The following is an 18,578-nucleotide window of genomic DNA, read 5'->3' as shown; positions in this document are numbered from 1 at the left end:
CTCCCAGTACTTTTTTTGATAACCTAATCATAATCGGTCTATCATTTAATGTAAACGCTTTCTTAACTAAATATTCATTTCACAATGAAGAATGCTGAATAAAATATAATGAGGGTTCTCTTATGAATTTGTAAATATAATTCATTAAAAGAGCTGCAATGCACGTTAGTGAATAACTTTTGGCTAAAAATATATTTTCACGAGATAAAAAATGTCATTTTATTTTGCTCAAAAAAATAAAACTAACAAAACTTTGTGTTGATCTGATCAAATCGTTTAGTTCACCTTAAAATAAGAAGTGTTAAGCTCTGCACAGAAAGTTGCAAAAGCCGATTAAAACCAGTATTATGGTACAAGTCGCGAAATACATACATAGAAGAAAGTAGGAAATTAAATGACTGAACCTGCCATTTCTTATCGTTTAATAAAGAAAGAAAAACATACAGGAGCGCGTTTGGGAGAAATCATTACCCCTCACGGAACGTTTCCAACACCGATGTTTATGCCAGTAGGCACTTTGGCTACCGTGAAAACAATGTCACCAGAAGATTTAAAAGAGATGGGTGCGGGAATCATTCTGAGTAATACATACCATCTTTGGTTGCGTCCAGGAGAAGATCTAGTTGCCGAAGCAGGAGGATTGCACAAATTTATGAATTGGGATCAACCAATCTTAACAGATTCTGGCGGTTTCCAAGTTTTCTCACTTGCTGATATGCGAAATATCGTTGAAGAGGGAGTTCATTTTAAAAATCATTTAAATGGTTCAAAAATGTTCTTATCACCAGAAAAAGCGATCGACATTCAAAATAAATTGGGTTCAGATATTATGATGAGTTTTGATGAATGTCCGCCATTTGATGAAAGTTATGATTATGTCAAAAAATCTGTGGAACGCACATCGCGCTGGGCTGAACGCGGCTTGATCGCTCATGCGAATCCAGCAACACAAGGATTGTTTGGAATTATCCAAGGTGCTGGTTTTGAAGATTTGCGTCGTCAAAGCGCCAAAGATCTAGTCAGCATGGATTTCCCAGGTTATTCTATCGGCGGCCTTTCCGTTGGTGAACCAAAATCAGAGATGAATCGAGTTTTAGAATTTACAACACCGTTGATTCCAGAAAACAAACCACGTTATTTGATGGGCGTTGGCGCGGCAGATTCCTTGATCGATGGTGTGATCCGCGGCGTGGATATGTTTGACTGTGTATTGCCAACACGTATCGCCCGTAATGGAACGTGTATGACTTCAGGTGGTCGCTTAGTTGTTAAAAATGCAAAATACGCGCACGATTTCAGACCGTTAGATGAAAAATGTGATTGTTATACTTGCCGCAATTATACACGGGCATATATCCGTCACTTGATTCATTGTGACGAGACTTTTGGGATCCGTTTGACTTCTTATCACAACCTGTATTTCTTGATCAACTTGATGAAACAAGTTCGTCAAGCAATCATGGATGATAATTTGTTAGAATTCCGCCAAGCATTTTTTGAAGAATACGGCTTTAACAAGCAAAACGCAAAAAGTTTCTAAAGACTAGACAAAAAAGCTAGTGAAACATTGGAAACTTTGATACAGTTAAAAGTGGATTACTAAGAATGCGAGGGGAATTTTAAAATGGGAAACTTTTCAATGATTATCTTACTTGTGTTGATGCTGGGAATGTTCTTTATGATGAACCGTTCTCAAAAGAAACAACAAAAAGAACGTCAAAATTTATTAGATGCAATGAAAGTTGGAGACGGTGTAGTAACGATCGGTGGTCTGCACGGTGTGATCTCTGAGGTCAACACGAGCGACAAAACTGTTACTTTAGACTGCGAAGGCATTTATTTAGTGTTTGACCGTTCTTCAATTAAAACAGTTAAAGCCGGCGTTGGTCCAACAGCTGCACCAGTTGAAACAAAAACGGTTGAAGCAGAGCCGACTGAAACAGTCGTTGAAGAAACAGAAAAAACTGAAGATAAGTAATCATTCTAATATTTTCTGTAAAAGAAGCTATGACAAGATTTCTGTCACAGCTTCTTTTTTGTATGCCAGATCAAGTGAATGAAGATCTCTAATGGAAGTACAACGGTTTGTGAAAAAAGTTCTATAATCGTAATGATTTCAATTTGCTGATAGAAAAGAAAACAAATTGTTTTGGCATTGAAATAATGGGATTTTAAATAATTTTTACTAGGTGTGAAAAAAATCACAAAAAATTGTTTACAAACGTTTTTCGATATTGTATGATAATCATGTGAAAAGGAACACAAAAATTTCTAGGAGGATACACATGGCTAAAGCGATTGAAAAAGAAAAAGACGTAATCAGCGTTGAACAGATAATTGACGAATTAGCGGTAAAAGCAAATGTTGCTCTGAAAGAAATGGAAGATTTTGACCAAGAAAAAGTAGACCATATCGTTCATGAAATGGCGATGGCTGCATTAGACAAACATATGTTGTTGGCGAAAATGGCAGTTGAAGAAACTGGCCGCGGTATCGTTGAAGACAAAGCAATCAAAAACATGTATGCATCTGAATACATTTGGAACAGCATCAAACATGATAAAACAGTAGGTATTATTGGTGAAGATAAACAAAAAGGTTTGATCGAAGTTGCCGGACCTGTCGGCGTTGTTTGTGGGGTCACTCCTACGACGAACCCAACGTCCACGACAATTTTCAAATCAATGATCGCATTAAAAACAGGAAATCCGATCGTATTTGCTTTCCATCCAAGTGCTCAAAAATGTTCGGCAGAAGCCGCACGGATCGTTCGTGATGCAGCGATCGCAGCCGGGGCTCCTGAAAATTGTATTCAATGGATCGAAAAACCATCGATCGATGCAACCTCAATGTTAATGAACCATCCAGGTGTAGCGATCGTTCTTGCGACTGGTGGACCTGGAATGGTCAAATCAGCTTACTCAACAGGTAAACCAGCTTTAGGTGTTGGTGCAGGAAATGCGCCTTCTTATATCGAAAAAACCGCGAAAATTAAACGAGCAGTCAACGACTTAATCGTATCAAAAACATTTGATAACGGGATGATCTGTGCGTCTGAACAAGGGATCATCGTAGATAAAGAAATCTATGATGAAGTAAAAGCAGAATTCCAAGCGCATCAAGTTTATGTAGTGAAAAAAGCAGAATTGAAGAAATTAGAAGATGCCGTAATGAATGAAGGAAAATACGCAGTCAACCCTGCGATTGTTGGTCATTCAGCTGAGGATATCGCGCAACGTGCAGGGATCAAAGTTCCTGTCGGGACCAAAATTCTAATTGCAGAATTAGATGGTGTCGGTGCAGATTATCCATTATCGCGGGAAAAACTTTCTCCAGTATTAGCCATGGTCAAAGCAAACGATCATGCACATGCATTTGATCTGTGTCAAGGGATGTTGGAATTAGGCGGATTAGGGCATACAGCAGTGATTCATACAGAAGATGAAGACTTACAAGTGAAATTCGGCTTACGCATGAAAGCTTGCCGGATCTTAGTCAACTCACCATCTGCTGAAGGCGGGATCGGTGATATCTACAACGAAATGATTCCATCATTGACTCTTGGTTGTGGTTCATACGGTAAAAACTCTGTATCTAAAAACGTATCTGCTATCAACTTGATCAATGTTAAAACTATCGCGAAACGGAGAAATAATATGCAATGGTTTAAACTTCCGCCAAAGATCTATTTTGAAAAGAATTCATTATTGTATCTAACAAAAATGCCTAAAGTTGAACGTATCATGTTGGTCTGCGACCCAGGAATGGTTCAATTCGGTTATGCAGATATCGTACGCGAAGTTTTAGGCCGTCGTAAAAATGATGTGAAAGTTGAAGTCTTTTCTGAAGTTGAACCAAACCCTTCAACAAACACTGTTTACAAAGGTCTGGAATTGATCAACGATTTCAAACCAGATACAATTATTGCACTAGGCGGCGGGTCAGCAATGGACGCGGCGAAAGGAATGTGGATGTTCTTTGAACACCCAGACACTTCATTCTTTGGCGCAAAACAAAAATTCTTGGATATTCGTAAACGGACGTATAAAATTGCAGATTCTGAAAAAGTTCAGTTTGTATGTATCCCAACAACTTCTGGTACTGGTTCTGAAGTAACACCATTTGCGGTTATCACGGATAGCGAAACGCATGTAAAATACCCATTGGCAGATTACGCGTTGACTCCAGATGTAGCGATCATCGATCCGCAATTTGTAATGACGGTGCCTGCATCAGTTACAGCTGATACTGGTATGGATGTATTAACGCATGCGATCGAATCGTATGTCTCAGTAATGGCATCAGATTATACTCGCGGCTTGAGCTTGCAAGCCATCAAACTTGTCTTTGAATACTTGGAAAAATCAGTGAAAACAGCAGATCCAGAAGCGCGGGAAAAAATGCACAACGCTTCAGCAATGGCTGGGATGGCCTTTGCCAACGCATTCTTGGGAATTTCTCACTCAATCGCTCACAAGATCGGTGGAGAATACGGGATTCCTCATGGACGTACCAATGCGATCTTATTGCCACATATCATTCGCTACAATGCAAAAGATCCGCAAAAACATGCGATGTTCCCTAAATATGATTACTTCCGTGCAGACACAGACTATGCTGATATCGCAAAATTCTTAGGTCTGAAAGGCAATACGACAGAAGAGTTAGTCAAAGCGTTAGTCGAAGCAGTGTACAACTTAGGTACGACGGTTGGTATCGAAATGAACTTGAAAGCGCAAGGCGTTACACAAGAGAAATTAGATTCAACCGTTGATCGGATGGCAGAATTAGCTTACGAAGATCAATGTACAACAGCAAATCCAAAAGAACCATTGATCAGCGAGCTGAAAGAAATCATCTTAACAGCTTACGATTACAAAGCTTAATACAATCAAAAGAAGTTGTGACAAATAGTCGCAACTTCTTTTTTTAAAAATTTTTGATTTTTTTGAAGCAATCCACTTCGATGGCGATTTTTTTACCGGGGATGATTCGGTATTCTTTATTTTATAAAATTTTGTGAACGATGAAGAAACCTTTATTTATTTTTGTTTAAAAGAGCCGACTTTTTAACTAAAATGACTCTCTTTGATTGTTATAGTCTGTGAAAAACGATAGACTAGGATTAGGATGAGAGGAAAGGTTCGAGAGTATGGAGAAACTGAAACGAGAGATCCAAGAATTAGCTGAATCGAATGCACGATTAGGTGCTGTAATCGACTATTTGACGACGGAAAAAAACTTGATGACAAGTAAGGTAAATCATATCTTTATGTTGGATATGCAAGATTATGTCGCCGCACTGAAGCAATTAGCTCCTTCAGATTCAAAAAGCTCTGCGATGCCGGCTGAAATCAAGCAAATCAATCATCTGCTTACACAGCAATATGAATTAATGAAGATCATCCAAAGAGATTTTGCTCGAAATAAGGAATTTGAACACGATGAGCAAGAACTTTATGACCAAAAAGTACGGAAAATCAAACGTTTGAAGATTATCAATCAATTGTTGCTGCAAGATAATATCCTTTTTCAATCGATGCTAGACGAGAAAAAAGTCAGTGGAAATATTCGAATTGGGGAAAAGAAGAATTGGCTGCAACGTTTGTTTAGAAAGTAACTACAAAGTTTTATTAGCATAAAGGGCTGCGACAAATGTCGCAGCCCTTTATATATTCGATTTAGTTGAGATTTTACAACTTATTTTCGTACGGCTAATTTTTTATAATCGATTCCTCGAGCTTGGCACCATTCTTTAGGCGCGCCGCTCAGAATCAGCGGGTTACGAATCAAATCGGCAGTCGTTGTTTTATTGGTCATCAAATACAATCGGTGAAGCTGCACTTTCCAGTCTTCGATCATTTCGATCGCCGCTTCGATTCCGTGGCTTAACAGCCTATCTAAAATCGTAGCAGAAATCCCAACAGCTTTAGCCCCTAAACAAAGCGCTTTGAAAATATCAAAGGCATTTCGAATGCCGCCAGAAGCAAGTAAAATCATCTCTGGATCATTTTGTGCTTCCAGTAAAGAAATCACCGTAGATTGTCCCCAGTCGGCTAAGTAGTCTAATTCTTTTTTGGGACGTCGAGCATTTTCAATTTGAGAAAAACTCGTGCCGCCGCGACCGGAAACGTCAATAGCTGCTACACCGAGTGTTTTCAAACGTTGGATCGTCTCGTAATCCATCCCAAAACCGACTTCTTTAACGATCACAGGAACGGTAGAATGTTGAAGCGTTTCTTGGATATTTTGTGACCATGTATGGAAATCACGATCGCCTTCAGGCATAACCAATTCTTGCGGCACATTCAAATGAATTTGCAGACCGTCTGCTTGAAGCAAATCGACAATTTTTTTTGCGTCAGCGCTTGTTCTGCCAGCGCCCATATTTCCTAAAATCAAACCGTTGGGGTTGACTTGGCGAATGATCGTATAAGAGTCTGCTACGGTGGGATCTTTGAGCGCGGCACTGACAGATCCTGTCGCCATCATCAAATTGGTCTCGCGAGCAATGATAGCTAAATCATGGTTGATCTGTTTCGTTTTCTCACTACCGCCAGTCATCGCATTGATGTAAAAGGGCACACTTAGTTTTAAACCGAGAAATTCGGTGCTCAGATCGATCGCTTTGGGACGAGTGGTCACTAAAGGTGAATGAATCAAACGAACGGCATCAAAATCATTTTCCTTGATTTTATGATGAAAAGCGCGAGCTAAAGAGACATGTTCATCTTTACGATTCATGGTGCTCCTCCTTGAAATGATAGACATGTAAAGGAAGCGGCGTGATACCGGCTTTTTCCCATGAGCTCATCAAAGGTAAGATGCCGGCGCGTTTGTCGATGATTACGATTCCGCAATCACCGCCACCAGCACCTGATGATTTTGCGGCACCGCCGTAATTTTCAGCAAGATCATTCAAGCGTTTCAATTCTTCTGTCTCGATCGATACATTGCTCAAACTGGTCAGCTGATTCAATAAATAGCGATTTTTTCGAATCATTTTTTGAATCAACGCCACATCTTTTTGTTTGAAGCCTTGAATCATCTGATCGACACATTGTTTACTGTCACTTAAAAAATTTTCATAAGAAGTTTTTTTATCTTGACGGGATTGATGGACTTGATCGACTAAATCAGAAGTCGAAGCTGGACTGCCCGTCCAACCAATCAGTAAGCGCAGATCTTCTGGCACTTGTAGTGGTTCAATTTGCAAACTTGGCCAATCACTTTCAATCAAAGACGACAACTTTTCGGTGGCTAATTTGTTTAAAACCCAGTCGTGATCAAAAGTAGAAAAGGCCAGCCAACCGCCATAACAACTTGCAGCGATATCGCCGCAAGAACCGTTGCCTTGTACATTTAAATGCGCTAAAGTGGCTAATTTGAATAATTCCAACTGTGAAAGTCGTAAATCATAAAAAGCATTCAACGCTTTGACAGTAGCGACCGTCACCGCACCACTAGAACCGAGTCCATATTTGCGGCCGTTGGAATTATCCAACTCGCTAGTTACTTTTAAATCGAAGAAGGCGAGTTTTTTTCCGTTTTCTTGCGCAAATTTTTCGGTGAAGTGGATCGCGGCTAAAATATAATGGAATGGATTGTCGCGGAGATCCAAGACTAATTCATTGTTGCGGCGAGTCCACCGCACTGGCAGATCACTATATTGAGCAGATTGAATGCTACCGATTTTTTTGGCAGGCCCAATTGAGATCGAGATAAATTGATCAATCGCAACAATAATCGCTGGATGTCCAGGTTCGACTACAGCATATTCGCCGGCAATGTATAATTTTCCTGGTGCAGAGACTTCGATCATTTGCTGACTCCTTTTTCATTTTTACATACTAATTTTACAAACTAAAAAGATGGAAGGGGAGCATCTTCTGGTAAGATTTCAATTGCTGGACCTGCATGAGCGACCACTAAATGTTGATAGTTGAGCTGGCTACTTAAAGCATGGAGCAATGCGTTCTCATTTTTTCGTTCCACTAAAATTTTAACATTGGGACCTGCGTCCATTGTGAAGTAACAAGGCAAACCGTTATTTCTGAGTTGACGGACAAGGTCCATGACTTGCATGCTTTCAGCTGACCAATAGGTAAACGGTGGATTAGCCGCTAGAGTTGTTCCGTGCATCTTCAAAGCGCTAGCTTCAGTTACTTTCCCCAGCGTGTTAAAATCTTTTTCAATAATCGCTTTTTTTGCGCGCGCTAGGTCTTGCGGCACAGTTTGCAACCAACCGTCATAAAACGCGGAAGTTTCAACGGTTCGCTGCATACCGTCACGACTAGAGATATCTTTTTTAGCATCGTTGACGACAACAAAAATCATACTTAAATCGTTCTCGAAATTATTGCTAGGAACTTTTACAGCACGAGAAGTCTGATCAGAATTTCCTTTTTGCCATTCCGCAAAGCCGCCGTAGATACTGCGGCAGGCTGAACCAGAACCGCGACGTGCTAAACGCGATAAATCTTCCGGTGCTAAATCTAACTTCAATGCGGCACTGGCCGCACCAGCTAGAGCTGCCAATCCGCTTGCAGAAGAAGCTAACCCAGCGGCTGTTGGAACAAAATTTTGACTCTTAACGACCGCATATAAGGAAGAGCGGGCCTGAGAACGGACGAGATCAAGAAAGCGACTCACTTTTACAGTCGCTTTCGAATCTTGCAATTGATTGTCTAAATAGAAGCAATCTTCAGTCAGATCTTCTGAAAAGATGACTTGAGTTTCAGTATAAAAAGCATCCAATGTCAGCGATAAGCTGCTGTTCATCGGGATGATCAGTTCTTGATCTTCTTTGCCCCAATATTTAATCAAGGCGATGTTAGTATAAGCTCGAGCTTTGCCGCTAAACATGCGCATACACCCCTAACCCTTCGATCCATGTATTTCGTGCCCCAGCGTCTAATAGAATCTGCTGCAACTGCCGACCGCTCGTTTCATTTTCTGCTAAAGCGATCATGCAACCGCCGCGACCGCCGCCGGTCAGTTTTGCCCCAAGCGCCTGATTGTCTAAAGCAGTTTTGATCAAATGATCCAAATGCCGATTACTGGTGCCTAATAAGCGCAACAACCCTTGAGCTTGATTCATACAATCGCCTAAAATTCTAGGTCGGTTTTGTAAGATCGCCTGTTGAGCTTGGCGAGTTAATTTACCCAGTGTTTGGATTTGTTTATTCGTTTCATAAGGACGCAGCTTCATTAACTGAGCGATGTCGCTGACTGCTTTGCGAGTCTGACCTTTGATCCCAGTATCAGCAACGACTAAAAAAGCATCCATATTCAGTTGGAAAGGTTGAAAACCAATCCCTTTTTGATAAAGAATGGGTTCGGTTCCGCTAATCGTTGTCGCGTCGATCCCACTAGGATTTCCATGAGCAACAGCTTCAGCCTGATTGACAAAATGGAGAACTTTTTTTTGTGTTGCTGGTTCTTCCATCCAATCAAAAACCGCGCGAGTAATCGCAACAGCGACGGCAGCACTGGAACCCATGCCGCGTTCTGCGGGAATCGAGCTGTCGATTTTTAAGTAAAATGGTTCTGGAATTTTAAAATATTTAACTAAATACCAAAGCAAGACCGTAACATTTCGCATCGTATTTGGTGCTTTTGAAATTGGTCCGTGAAAAAAACTAGATTCGATCCACGATTCTAATTTATTCGCGCGAATAGTCGCTTGAATGCCTGTTCCAGAAAAAGGAAAGGCGATCGCCGGTTCCCCGTAGACAACCGAATGTTCTCCCATTAATATGATTTTCCCGCTGGCATAACCGGTGCCAATCGATTTCATATAAAAACCCCTATTTCGTTTTAGAGTGATTATTTTTCCCTCCAGAGAAAAATAGCCGATTGCCGCTTAATGAAACGCGCAATCTTGTGTTAGCCCCGCCTGAAAAACAGGGGATAATTTTTATTTAATAATAGTTATTCATTTCAATCTCCTTTACATTTTACTCAGAGAACGCCGACAAGTAAACGAAACTACTGAAAAGTTTTTGAAAAACAACGATTTTTTAAACATTCCTTAGAAGAAAAAAAGAATCAAATTTTTCGAATTTTTTGTTTGACGACACCAGATATTGGGGGTATATTGTATAAGTTGAAAAATACGCACTATATTTTGTATGAAACGAGTTGGGGGTTTATGAGCGTGATCGTATTAGCAGGAACCATTGGAGCAGGGAAATCAAGTTTGACCGCAATGTTGTCAGAGCATCTAGACAGTCAAGCTTTTTATGAATCAATTGATGATAATGAAGTATTGCCATTGTTTTATGCCGATCCAGAGCAATATGCATTCTTATTGCAGATTTATTTTTTAAATAAACGTTTCGATAGTATCAAAAAAGCTATGCAAGATGATAACAATGTCTTGGATCGTTCAATCTATGAAGATTCTTTATTGTTCCATCTAAATGCCGATCTTGGTCGAGCAACAGAGACAGAAGTAAAGGTTTATGATGAATTATTGGCTAACATGATGCAAGAGTTGCCATATGCGGCTCATAAAAAACATCCGGATCTATTAGTACATATCCGTGTTTCGTTTGAAACGATGATGGAACGTATCCAAAAACGCGGCCGTGAATATGAACAATTAGAATCTGATCCAACTTTATATGATTATTATAAAGAATTAAACAGCCGTTATGATCAATGGTATGAAGACTACAATGAAAGTCCTAAGATCCAAATCGATGGTGATCGTTTAAACTTTGTTGACGATGAACAAGCACGCGATGAAGTGCTTCAGATTATCGATGAAAAAATCTTAGAAGTTCAAGCGGTACCTGCTGAATAATAAAAGTGGTCGTGACAGAAGTAAGTAGCTATAAGAAATTTTAGCTTATTTTCTAAAGAAGATTCTGGAGCACCGCATAAAAAAGAGCGATGACAAAAATTTTGTCATCGCTCTTTTTTTGCGTGAACTATTTCATTCGATGCTGACTGATAATGCGATTGTGTTTTTTCAACCCTAAGGCGATCCCCAGCAGTAAACCTAGTCCGATCATCAAAAATAAGACGATCCCAATCAAGTCACCGGTATATAAAATCTGTCCGAAAATACCGATGATTGCACCAATCACGATTCCAATGAATAAATTGCTGGCATAACCTAATCCGATTGACTCCTCGATTTGCGGATCGATGGATTGATAATAAGCTTGTCGTTCCAGATTTTTTTGTTCCTCATCTGAAAGTGGACGATCTGCTTGGAAAACAGCGATCGTTCGATTCAAAGCATCTTCTTCGCTTAAATTTTCTTCAGTCATCAATTGAGTCAAGTAATCTTTGACATACCCTGCAATCTCATCTGTTTCTTCTTGGCGATTTGGTTTTAGATTTTGGATTGTTTTTTCGCGAAGTTCTTGTAATTTCAAGGACATCCGTTCGGGGTAACTCAGCTGATCTTTGCTCAAACTTTCTCTGACCATTTCTTCTGCAAATTTTTGGATTTTATTATCGGTTGATGTGTTCATTAGTTTTCGTCTCCTTTATAAAAAGTGTCCATTAATTGTTTGATAAATTGCCATTCCTGTTTTTTGTGCTGCAAAAAAGTCCGGCCTTTTTCTGTTATATGATAGTATTTACGTCGAGCCGCTTGGCCTTCTTGCCAATAGCCGACTGCATACCCATTTTTTTCTAAACGTTTGAATGCAACGTATAAAGTTCCTTCTTTCAATTCGAAAGTTCCATGACTCAGTTCCTTTGCTTGGCGCGCAAGATCATAACCATAGCTGTCAGCTTTAGCCAGAATACTTAGAATGATTGGATCGATGTATCCGCGTAAGACTTCTTTATCGATTTCCAATTTTTTACCTCCTTATAAATGATACCTCGTGTCATAAAGATAATAAAGCGAGGTATTAAAAAAGTCAATAAAAAACTTCTAACGTGTGTGAAATTAATAGTGAATGATGATTTTTGGTATACTGTGAGCAAGAATCAGTACAGGAGGTTTTTGATGGACAGCGAAAAAACATTCAATCAAGCGAAGTGTACTTGGATCAATGTGGATAGTACACAATCGCATGAAATAAAAAAATTACAGGCCAGTTATGCGATCAGTGATGAGATGTTGACGTATGCTCTTGATGACAACGAGCGGGCGCGGGTGGAATATGATCCCTTAGAAAAAGCATTTTTGTTGATTTTTAATGTACCGAATCTTTTGAAAAAAGATAATCACTATGAGACGAGTCCAATGGCCTTTATTTTAAAAGAGCATTATTTTTTCTCTTTTGTAAATGAGCGGACAGACTATGTTGAAAACATCATTGAAAATTTATTAGCAAATGAACCAGATCAAAGCACAGCGAGTTTGTTGTTCCACACCTTGTTTTTGATTTCTGATTATTATTTTCCTTTAGTAGAAGAAGTAGACAGTCAGCGAATCCATTTGAACAAAAGACTGCGCGAAAAGACAACCAATAAAAATTTATTGGCACTTTCTGATTTAGAAATTGGGCTAGTTTATTTAGTAACTGCGACTAAACAAAATGCGGTGCTGTTGGAACAAGTCAAAGCACAGACGCTTTTTTCAAGCTTTACTGCTAAAGAAAAAGAAGAGTTAGACGATGCATTGATCGAGGCAAAACAAGCGGTAGAGATGACGAAACTTTCCAGTGAGGTTTTGGATCAATTGTCGGGGACCTATAATAATTTGTTGAATAATAATTTGAACGACACGATGAAAATTTTGACGATCTGGTCATTGTTGTTGACGATCCCAACGATCGTGACGGGCTTTTTTGGAATGAATATGCCATTGCCTTTTGCCCATTCTGAAGCCGGCTGGTTCATAACATTGATCATCAGTTTAGGACTATCTGTATGGTTGATCTTGATTTTATGGCGCAGAATACGTTAAAAAGGGATAACAGAATTTTTTTGAAAAAACAGTCAGTTTAAAACAAGGGAGTGTGAGACTAATTCACACTCCCTTGTTTTTATAAAATAAACGTTTCGATGACTTCAGCTACAGCACTTTGTTCATGAGTGGCAATCGTTGTATGCTGGGCCGCCGCTTTAACGGCAGGGACCGCATTAGCGACTGCAACACCTAACGCAGCTGTGTGGATCATCGCTAGGTCATTTGTGTTATCGCCAATAGCGATTGTTTCGCTCATAGGAATCTTCAGCTGATCTGCTAGCACTTGCAATGCCGCGCCTTTGCTGACGCCTTTTGGATTGAATTCGATATAACGGTTGGAAGAGTAGCTTATTTCTAAGACTGCGCGCAGTTCAGCAGGTAGTTCTTGTTCTAATTTTTCTAAATAACTGCGATCCGTATTTTGGAACAAGGCTTTATAGCAAGTTTGATTTTTTAGAAAACTAAAATCATCATCTAGCCTTTTTTCGTGAGGAATCGTCGACAAGTAAGCATCTTCTTCAGGATTGCTGTGATAAAGATACGTTTGTTCAAATGTATAAAGATGGATCGCTACGTCATATTTGGAACCAAATTCAAATAAGCGAGTAAGTAGTTCGAAATTCAAAGGAAAATCTTTGATAATCACTGGTCCTTGATTTTTGACAATTACGCCGCCATTAAAACCGATCATGTAATGGTTGTCTTTATTTTTAGCAGTTAATTCTTCCAATGTTTGCTTGATTGAATAGAATCCACGACCAGTCGCCGGCACGAATACCAATCCTTGGGCTTCGGCCTTTTTTATTGTTTCTTGTGTCTTTTTGGACACATGCCGATTTTTATCTAACAATGTTTCATCCAAATCACAAGCAATCAATCGATACATAGTAGGAACTCCTTTTATGTTTAATATCCTTAGTATAACAAAAAAAGAGCAGTCTGTAGTGCTCCCAGAAGTTAGATTTTTGGTCTAACTTTTAGAGGACACTACAGACTCACTCGGTCTGATCATTATTCGTTTGGTCGGAATTTACGATTGTAAAAGTTGAAACTAATATGCATCAAGTAAGCAGCAAGCAGACCTAATAAACTGCCAATCACAATTCCGAGAAAGCGAAATTGGATCAAGGTGTAAATGTATTGCTGTTTTGCCAGCATCGCCAACATTAGCGACATAGGTGTGGTAAAAAATTGCGCGATTGCGTAATTGCGTTTGATAAAGTATTCGACGGTCACAAACAGCAAAGTGATCACGATCAATGTTTCAAAAACAGTTAGAGACAAATTCAGTAAAAAGGCAGCGATCAACAGACCAATGATCGTACCAAAGATCCGTTGAATATTTCGATGAGCCATTGCCCGCAGCGTGTCGCCTTGTAAAATCGCTGCACAAGAGACGATGAGCCAGTAAGGATTTTCTAAACGCAGTCCCATACTTAAATACACAGCAAAAAATAAAATAGCGCTATAAAAAAGACTTTCGATGATCACAGCCGGATCATCAGCAATTCGTGATTTCAGTGTGGCAGCTGTTTTGGTTGTTGGCAAGGGTGCTTTTTCTATAAAGTGTATGATAACCGCAAAGACGATGGCAAAGAGTACGCCGATAAAAAAGTAGCCGCTCATTAAGGGGATCTTAGTTAAAGGAATCTTTGTGCTTGTGCCCATTGCTGTAACCATAACGATGAAAAAAGGACCTGGTTTGGCAATGCCGTGCAGTCGGAAAAAGAAACGACCTAAAAAGCCGATAAGGGCAACGACGATAGGAGCAGTCCAATCTGCGTGGGTTGAAAGCATACCAAGAAAATTTCCTAAAGTTAAGAAACTACCGATAATTGATAAACGCAGCACTAACTGTTTTAGAGGGAGATTTTGATAATAAAGAAAGGTAAAGATACCTAGTGAACCAAAACTAGCAACTGCTAGTTGATGAGATAAATAACCGGTGAATAAGATGCTGATCATACAAAGGCCCGCGCCGATTAAACGAAAGGGGGATTCCTTTGGTTTGTTGTAACGAATCAATTCTTTAAAAAAAGATTGTTCCATTCTATCACTTCCTTCATATTATACGGTAGCATACTTATTAAAGAAAACTCAACAGAAAGTTTCTGAAAACGATTAGAAATAAAAACTAAAGAGGTTGACATCTTAGAAGATAGCTTGTATACTATTAAAGTTGAGAAATAAAAGCAGAAGCACCCGCTTCTCGCCTTATGCGAATATCTCGCTGGGCTAGATAGTTATTGACTAATCTTTTCGATAAGTCAAACTACGTGCGGGTTCGTAAAGAACTCGTTTTTTTATTCGCTTTTTTTCTCTCAAAAAATTTGGAGGTGAATGACCATAGCAAAGGATATGATGGTTAACGACGGCATTCGTGCGCGTGAAGTACGTTTGATCGGACAAGATGGCGAACAACTAGGTGTAATATCGAAAGTAGAAGCCTTAAAAATTGCTGAACAAGCTAATCTTGATGTAGTCCTAGTAGCTCCTGGTGCGAAACCGCCTGTAGCGCGTATTATGGATTACGGTAAATACCGATTCGAACAACAGAAAAAAGAACGTGAAGCTCGCAAGAAACAAAAAGTGATCAACGTTAAAGAAGTTCGTTTAAGTCCAACGATTGACGTAAACGACTTTAATACAAAACTTCGTAACGCACGCAAATTCTTGGAAAAAGGCGACAAAGTGAAAGCTTCGATCCGTTTCAAGGGCCGTGCCATTACCCACAAAGATATTGGTCAAAAAGTTCTTGATCGCTTAGCTGAAGAAACTGGCGATATCGCGACAGTGGAACAAAAAGCGAAGATGGACGGACGTAGCATGTTCTTAGTGCTTGCACCGAAAGAGAAGAAAGACTAGCAATAATTTTGAGAATGCTTCTTTGACATTCGTTGAAGAGTATGCGAAATGAAAAGTAGGAGGAAATTTAGTCATGCCAAAACAAAAAACACATCGCGGTTTAGCAAAACGCGTAAAACGCACTGGTAACGGCGGTTTGAAACGTTTCCGCGCGTTCACGAGTCACCGATTCCACGGGAAAACAAAAAAACAACGTCGTCAATTACGTAAAGCATCAATGGTATCAAAGGGCGATTACAAACGTATCCGCCAACAATTGGCACGCATGAAATAATTGCGCAACCTGCTTTACAATTAAAAAAATTCAATGATTTATTTATTAGGAGGAATTAAACATGGCACGTGTTAAAGGTGGAACTGTAACTCGCAAACGTCGTAAAAAGACATTAAAATTAGCTAAAGGTTACTACGGTTCTAAACACACTCTATTTAAAACAGCTAAAGAACAAGTAATGAATTCATACAACTACGCATACCGCGATCGTCGTCAAAAGAAACGCGACTTCCGTAAATTGTGGATCGCTCGTATTAACGCAGCGGCTCGTATGAACGGCTTGAGCTACTCAAAATTAATGCATGGTCTTAAAGTTGCCGGTATCGAAATCAACCGTAAAATGTTAGCTGACTTAGCAGTTCACGATGCAGCTGCTTTCACTGCACTAGCTGACCAAGCAAAAGATTCATTAAACAAATAGGCTTATAAACGTTGATGTATCAACGTAAACCCCGCTCTTATTGAGCGGGGTTTTTCTTTTGATCAAATCGTCTTACAGTCTGAGCACTTATTTTGAAAAGTCTTTCTTTTTTAGATGGATCGCGACGACGATCGCTAAAAGAATTGAGAATCCGACTACTAGAAAGAAACCTGTACTGGAGCCTTTTCCCGGCAGTCCCCCAGTGTTCATTCCCCATATTCCAGAGATGAGTGCTGGGATTGCTAGAATCAGAGCGGCAGAATCAAGATATTTCATCAGATGGTTCAGATTATTATCCATCATATCAGTGAAAAGACCACCGACTGTTTCCAGTAAGTCTCGATAAATTTTGATGAGCTCTTCTGCATGTTTTTGATGCAGGCGAATGTCGTAAAGAACTTTGGGATTGTTTAATGTTTCAAGAAAATTCTCTTTCTTCCATAAATGCTCCAACGTTTCTTTTTGACCAGCAAGCTTGTGATCGATGTAAACAACTTTTCTACTAGTATCTGCTAATTGGAACAATGAATTGTTTTCGGTTGTTTTTCTTGCTGCTTCATCTAGCGCGTCGATCTCTTTTTTGATTTCCATCAGTTCACTGATGTAGTGGGTGTACACCATGAAAATACTAAAAGCAATCAATTCTTCAAAATTAGTTATTTTATTTTGATGTTTTTTTAGCAAATTATCTATAAACGAAGAATTTTTACCGACATAAGTAATCAATAGCGACTCAGACACAATAAAAATAATCGGCTCTAAACGCTTTTCAATCGTTTCGTTTGTATCTGCAAGATTTGTCAGGACAAGAGCGTAGGCATCTCCCAAGGAAGTTTGTTCTAACGGTTCTAAATGGGAGACTTCTTCCGCGTGGGTCGCCCCAATAAAAATCTCTTCAGGTAAACCATAGGTTCGAATAAGTTCTGCTTGTTCATCAGTTGTCGCTTCTGTTAAGACCAGCCAATTTCCATGTTCGGAACAACTTTCTGTGACACCATTTGCTGAACTGATTTCAAAATATTGAATCATATTCCCCAACCCTGTCTGTTATTAATTGTTATTAATTAATCTCGGCTAAAAACTACTCAAATCCTCTTACTTCCACTCATAGTTGTATATTTTTATTGAATTGTCAAATTTTAGAAAAAAAGTCATTGTAAAAAAAGAATTGAGCAGAATATTTCTTAAAAAATAGAGAATGCGTTACACTTTGAGATAGATAGAAAGGAGAATGTCAGGATGAAGCCAGTTTTAAAAGATCCGAGAAAGTTATTTTATTCCGACCGGTTTACTAAACAGGATCAGGATACTCCCGCGTTGCAAACAAATATGCAGCCGCGACCGGATTGTGGGGAAGAAAGTTATGTTGGAAATAAAAAACTAGAAAACCGGCGAGTACTCATTACCGGAGGAGACTCTGGAATTGGACGCGCAGCTGCCATTGCCTTTGCTCGAGAAGGTGCCGACGTTGCCATTCAATTTTTTCCGGGGGAAGAAAAAGACGCGCAACAAGTTGCCGACTATATCGAAAAAGCTGGGAGAAAAGCCGTTTTGCTGCCGTATGATTTAAGAAACGAAACGGCGCCGCAACAGATAATCGAGCAAACTGTCGCAGAATTGGGCGGATTAGACACATTGGTCTTAAACGCTGCCCAACAGATTTCACAAAAAGCGATTGAAGAATTACCAATCCAGCAAGTAAAGGATTCATTTACGATAAACATCATCGCGATGTTTGAACTGGTTCAATTGGCTTTGTCGCATTTGCCAGCGGGCAGCAGTATTATTACGACGACATCCATTCAAGCATTTAACCCTAGTGATCATTTATTAGACTATGCGGCAACAAAATCTGCGATCGCCAATTTTACGGTTGGTTTAGCAAAACAATTAGCCAAAAAAGGAATTCGCGTAAATGGTGTCGCTCCTGGACCGATTTGGACGCCGCTTCAATTAGATCAGGGCCAACCACCAGAAGCGATACCAGAATTTGGCCAAGAAGCCCTTTTGGAAAGAGCTGGGCAGCCTGCTGAGCTGGCACCAGTGTATGTTTTCTTAGCTTCAAATGATGCCAGCTATGTCACCGCTCAGATTTATGGCGTAACGGGCGGCGAGGCGATCAACTTATAGAGGAG

General features: G+C 39.7%; 19 protein-coding genes and 1 other annotated feature. Of the genes, 10 read left to right on the top strand and 9 right to left on the bottom strand.

Annotated elements, in window-relative coordinates; genetic code table 11:
• The first annotated feature begins 394 nt into the window (after positions 1-394).
• The 4 genes from tgt to FFM68_RS09795 all read left to right on the top strand — a co-directional run bounded on the left by tgt (position 395) and on the right by FFM68_RS09795 (position 5,620).
• Positions 395-1,540, top strand: a complete 1,146-nt coding sequence (gene tgt, locus FFM68_RS09810; protein WP_137609932.1) for a tRNA guanosine(34) transglycosylase Tgt — start codon at positions 395-397, stop codon at positions 1,538-1,540.
• A gap of 84 nt (positions 1,541-1,624) precedes the next feature.
• Positions 1,625-1,978, top strand: a complete 354-nt coding sequence (yajC, locus tag FFM68_RS09805; RefSeq protein WP_167483475.1) for a preprotein translocase subunit YajC — start codon at positions 1,625-1,627, stop codon at positions 1,976-1,978.
• 307 nt (positions 1,979-2,285) lie between these two features.
• Positions 2,286-4,886, top strand: coding sequence for a bifunctional acetaldehyde-CoA/alcohol dehydrogenase (adhE, locus tag FFM68_RS09800; protein WP_137619156.1), 2,601 nt, complete (start codon positions 2,286-2,288; stop codon positions 4,884-4,886).
• 266 nt (positions 4,887-5,152) lie between these two features.
• The gene (locus tag FFM68_RS09795) at positions 5,153-5,620 is read left to right on the top strand and encodes a hypothetical protein (RefSeq protein ID WP_137619155.1); all 468 of its coding nucleotides are present in this window, start codon (positions 5,153-5,155) and stop codon (positions 5,618-5,620) included.
• A gap of 80 nt (positions 5,621-5,700) precedes the next feature.
• Here FFM68_RS09795 and fni read toward each other — a convergent pair whose 3' ends face one another.
• Genes fni through mvk form a run of 4 tightly spaced genes read right to left on the bottom strand, consistent with a single transcriptional unit; the run spans position 5,701 to position 9,799 of the window.
• Positions 5,701-6,744 (bottom strand): type 2 isopentenyl-diphosphate Delta-isomerase, encoded by a 1,044-nt coding sequence (gene fni, locus FFM68_RS09790; protein WP_137619154.1) that lies wholly within the window; start codon positions 6,742-6,744, stop codon positions 5,701-5,703.
• Positions 6,734-7,822, bottom strand: coding sequence for a phosphomevalonate kinase (locus tag FFM68_RS09785; RefSeq protein WP_137619153.1), 1,089 nt, complete (start codon positions 7,820-7,822; stop codon positions 6,734-6,736). Before FFM68_RS09785 ends, fni begins: the two co-directional genes overlap by 11 nt.
• A gap of 41 nt (positions 7,823-7,863) precedes the next feature.
• Positions 7,864-8,865 (bottom strand): diphosphomevalonate decarboxylase, encoded by a 1,002-nt coding sequence (mvaD, locus tag FFM68_RS09780; RefSeq protein ID WP_137619152.1) that lies wholly within the window; start codon positions 8,863-8,865, stop codon positions 7,864-7,866.
• Positions 8,858-9,799, bottom strand: coding sequence for a mevalonate kinase (gene mvk / locus FFM68_RS09775; RefSeq protein ID WP_137619151.1), 942 nt, complete (start codon positions 9,797-9,799; stop codon positions 8,858-8,860). The genes mvaD and mvk overlap by 8 nt, the downstream gene beginning before the upstream one ends.
• Positions 9,800-10,153: 354 nt before the next feature.
• Here mvk and FFM68_RS09770 point away from each other — a divergent pair, with 354 nt between their 5' ends.
• Positions 10,154-10,810, top strand: coding sequence for a deoxynucleoside kinase (locus FFM68_RS09770; RefSeq protein ID WP_167483478.1), 657 nt, complete (start codon positions 10,154-10,156; stop codon positions 10,808-10,810).
• 127 nt (positions 10,811-10,937) lie between these two features.
• On the opposite strand, the gene FFM68_RS09765 is transcribed toward FFM68_RS09770, so the two are convergent.
• Complete coding sequence (locus FFM68_RS09765; RefSeq protein ID WP_137619149.1) at positions 10,938-11,489, bottom strand: hypothetical protein; 552 nt, start codon at positions 11,487-11,489, stop codon at positions 10,938-10,940.
• Positions 11,489-11,821, bottom strand: a complete 333-nt coding sequence (locus FFM68_RS09760) for a PadR family transcriptional regulator (protein ID WP_137609940.1) — start codon at positions 11,819-11,821, stop codon at positions 11,489-11,491. Before FFM68_RS09760 ends, FFM68_RS09765 begins: the two co-directional genes overlap by 1 nt.
• 153 nt (positions 11,822-11,974) lie before the next feature.
• On the opposite strand from FFM68_RS09760, the gene FFM68_RS09755 reads away from it, so the two are divergent.
• Entirely contained in the window at positions 11,975-12,880 is a 906-nt protein-coding gene (locus FFM68_RS09755; RefSeq protein WP_137619148.1) for a magnesium transporter CorA family protein, read from the top strand.
• Between the two features lie 79 nt (positions 12,881-12,959).
• Here the strand turns inward: FFM68_RS09755 and FFM68_RS09750 are convergent, their stop codons facing one another.
• Entirely contained in the window at positions 12,960-13,769 is an 810-nt protein-coding gene (locus FFM68_RS09750; protein ID WP_137619147.1) for a Cof-type HAD-IIB family hydrolase, read from the bottom strand.
• Between the two features lie 125 nt (positions 13,770-13,894).
• Positions 13,895-14,932, bottom strand: coding sequence for an FUSC family protein (locus tag FFM68_RS09745; RefSeq protein ID WP_137619146.1), 1,038 nt, complete (start codon positions 14,930-14,932; stop codon positions 13,895-13,897).
• Positions 14,933-15,067: 135 nt separating this feature from the next.
• Positions 15,068-15,196, top strand: a sequence feature (ribosomal protein L20 leader region).
• A gap of 27 nt (positions 15,197-15,223) precedes the next feature.
• Here FFM68_RS09745 and infC point away from each other — a divergent pair.
• The 3 genes from infC to rplT all read left to right on the top strand — a co-directional run bounded on the left by infC (position 15,224) and on the right by rplT (position 16,443).
• Positions 15,224-15,748, top strand: coding sequence for a translation initiation factor IF-3 (infC, locus tag FFM68_RS09740; protein WP_137609944.1), 525 nt, complete (start codon positions 15,224-15,226; stop codon positions 15,746-15,748).
• A 73-nt stretch (positions 15,749-15,821) separates the two neighbouring features.
• Positions 15,822-16,022 carry a 50S ribosomal protein L35 gene (gene rpmI, locus FFM68_RS09735; protein WP_010742869.1) on the top strand — a complete coding sequence of 67 codons (201 nt, stop codon included), beginning with the start codon at positions 15,822-15,824 and terminating at the stop codon, positions 16,020-16,022.
• A 61-nt stretch (positions 16,023-16,083) separates the two neighbouring features.
• A complete protein-coding gene (rplT, locus tag FFM68_RS09730; protein ID WP_137609945.1) occupies positions 16,084-16,443 on the top strand; it encodes a 50S ribosomal protein L20 in 360 nt (119 codons plus the stop codon).
• 87 nt (positions 16,444-16,530) lie between these two features.
• On the opposite strand, the gene FFM68_RS09725 is transcribed toward rplT, so the two are convergent.
• On the bottom strand, positions 16,531-17,472 hold the full coding sequence (locus FFM68_RS09725) for a magnesium transporter CorA family protein (protein ID WP_137619145.1): 942 nt from the start codon (positions 17,470-17,472) through the stop codon (positions 16,531-16,533).
• A gap of 210 nt (positions 17,473-17,682) precedes the next feature.
• On the opposite strand from FFM68_RS09725, the gene FFM68_RS09720 reads away from it, so the two are divergent.
• Positions 17,683-18,573 (top strand): SDR family oxidoreductase, encoded by an 891-nt coding sequence (locus FFM68_RS09720; protein ID WP_137619144.1) that lies wholly within the window; start codon positions 17,683-17,685, stop codon positions 18,571-18,573.
• Positions 18,574-18,578: the final 5 nt, after the last annotated feature.

The sequence above is a fragment of the Enterococcus xiangfangensis genome (assembly GCF_005405365.1).
In the GTDB taxonomy this organism is placed as follows: Bacteria; Bacillota; Bacilli; order Lactobacillales; family Enterococcaceae; genus Enterococcus_A; species Enterococcus_A xiangfangensis.
Note: the sequence above shows the minus strand (reverse complement) of the source record. Positions and strands in the feature narration are given on the sequence as shown.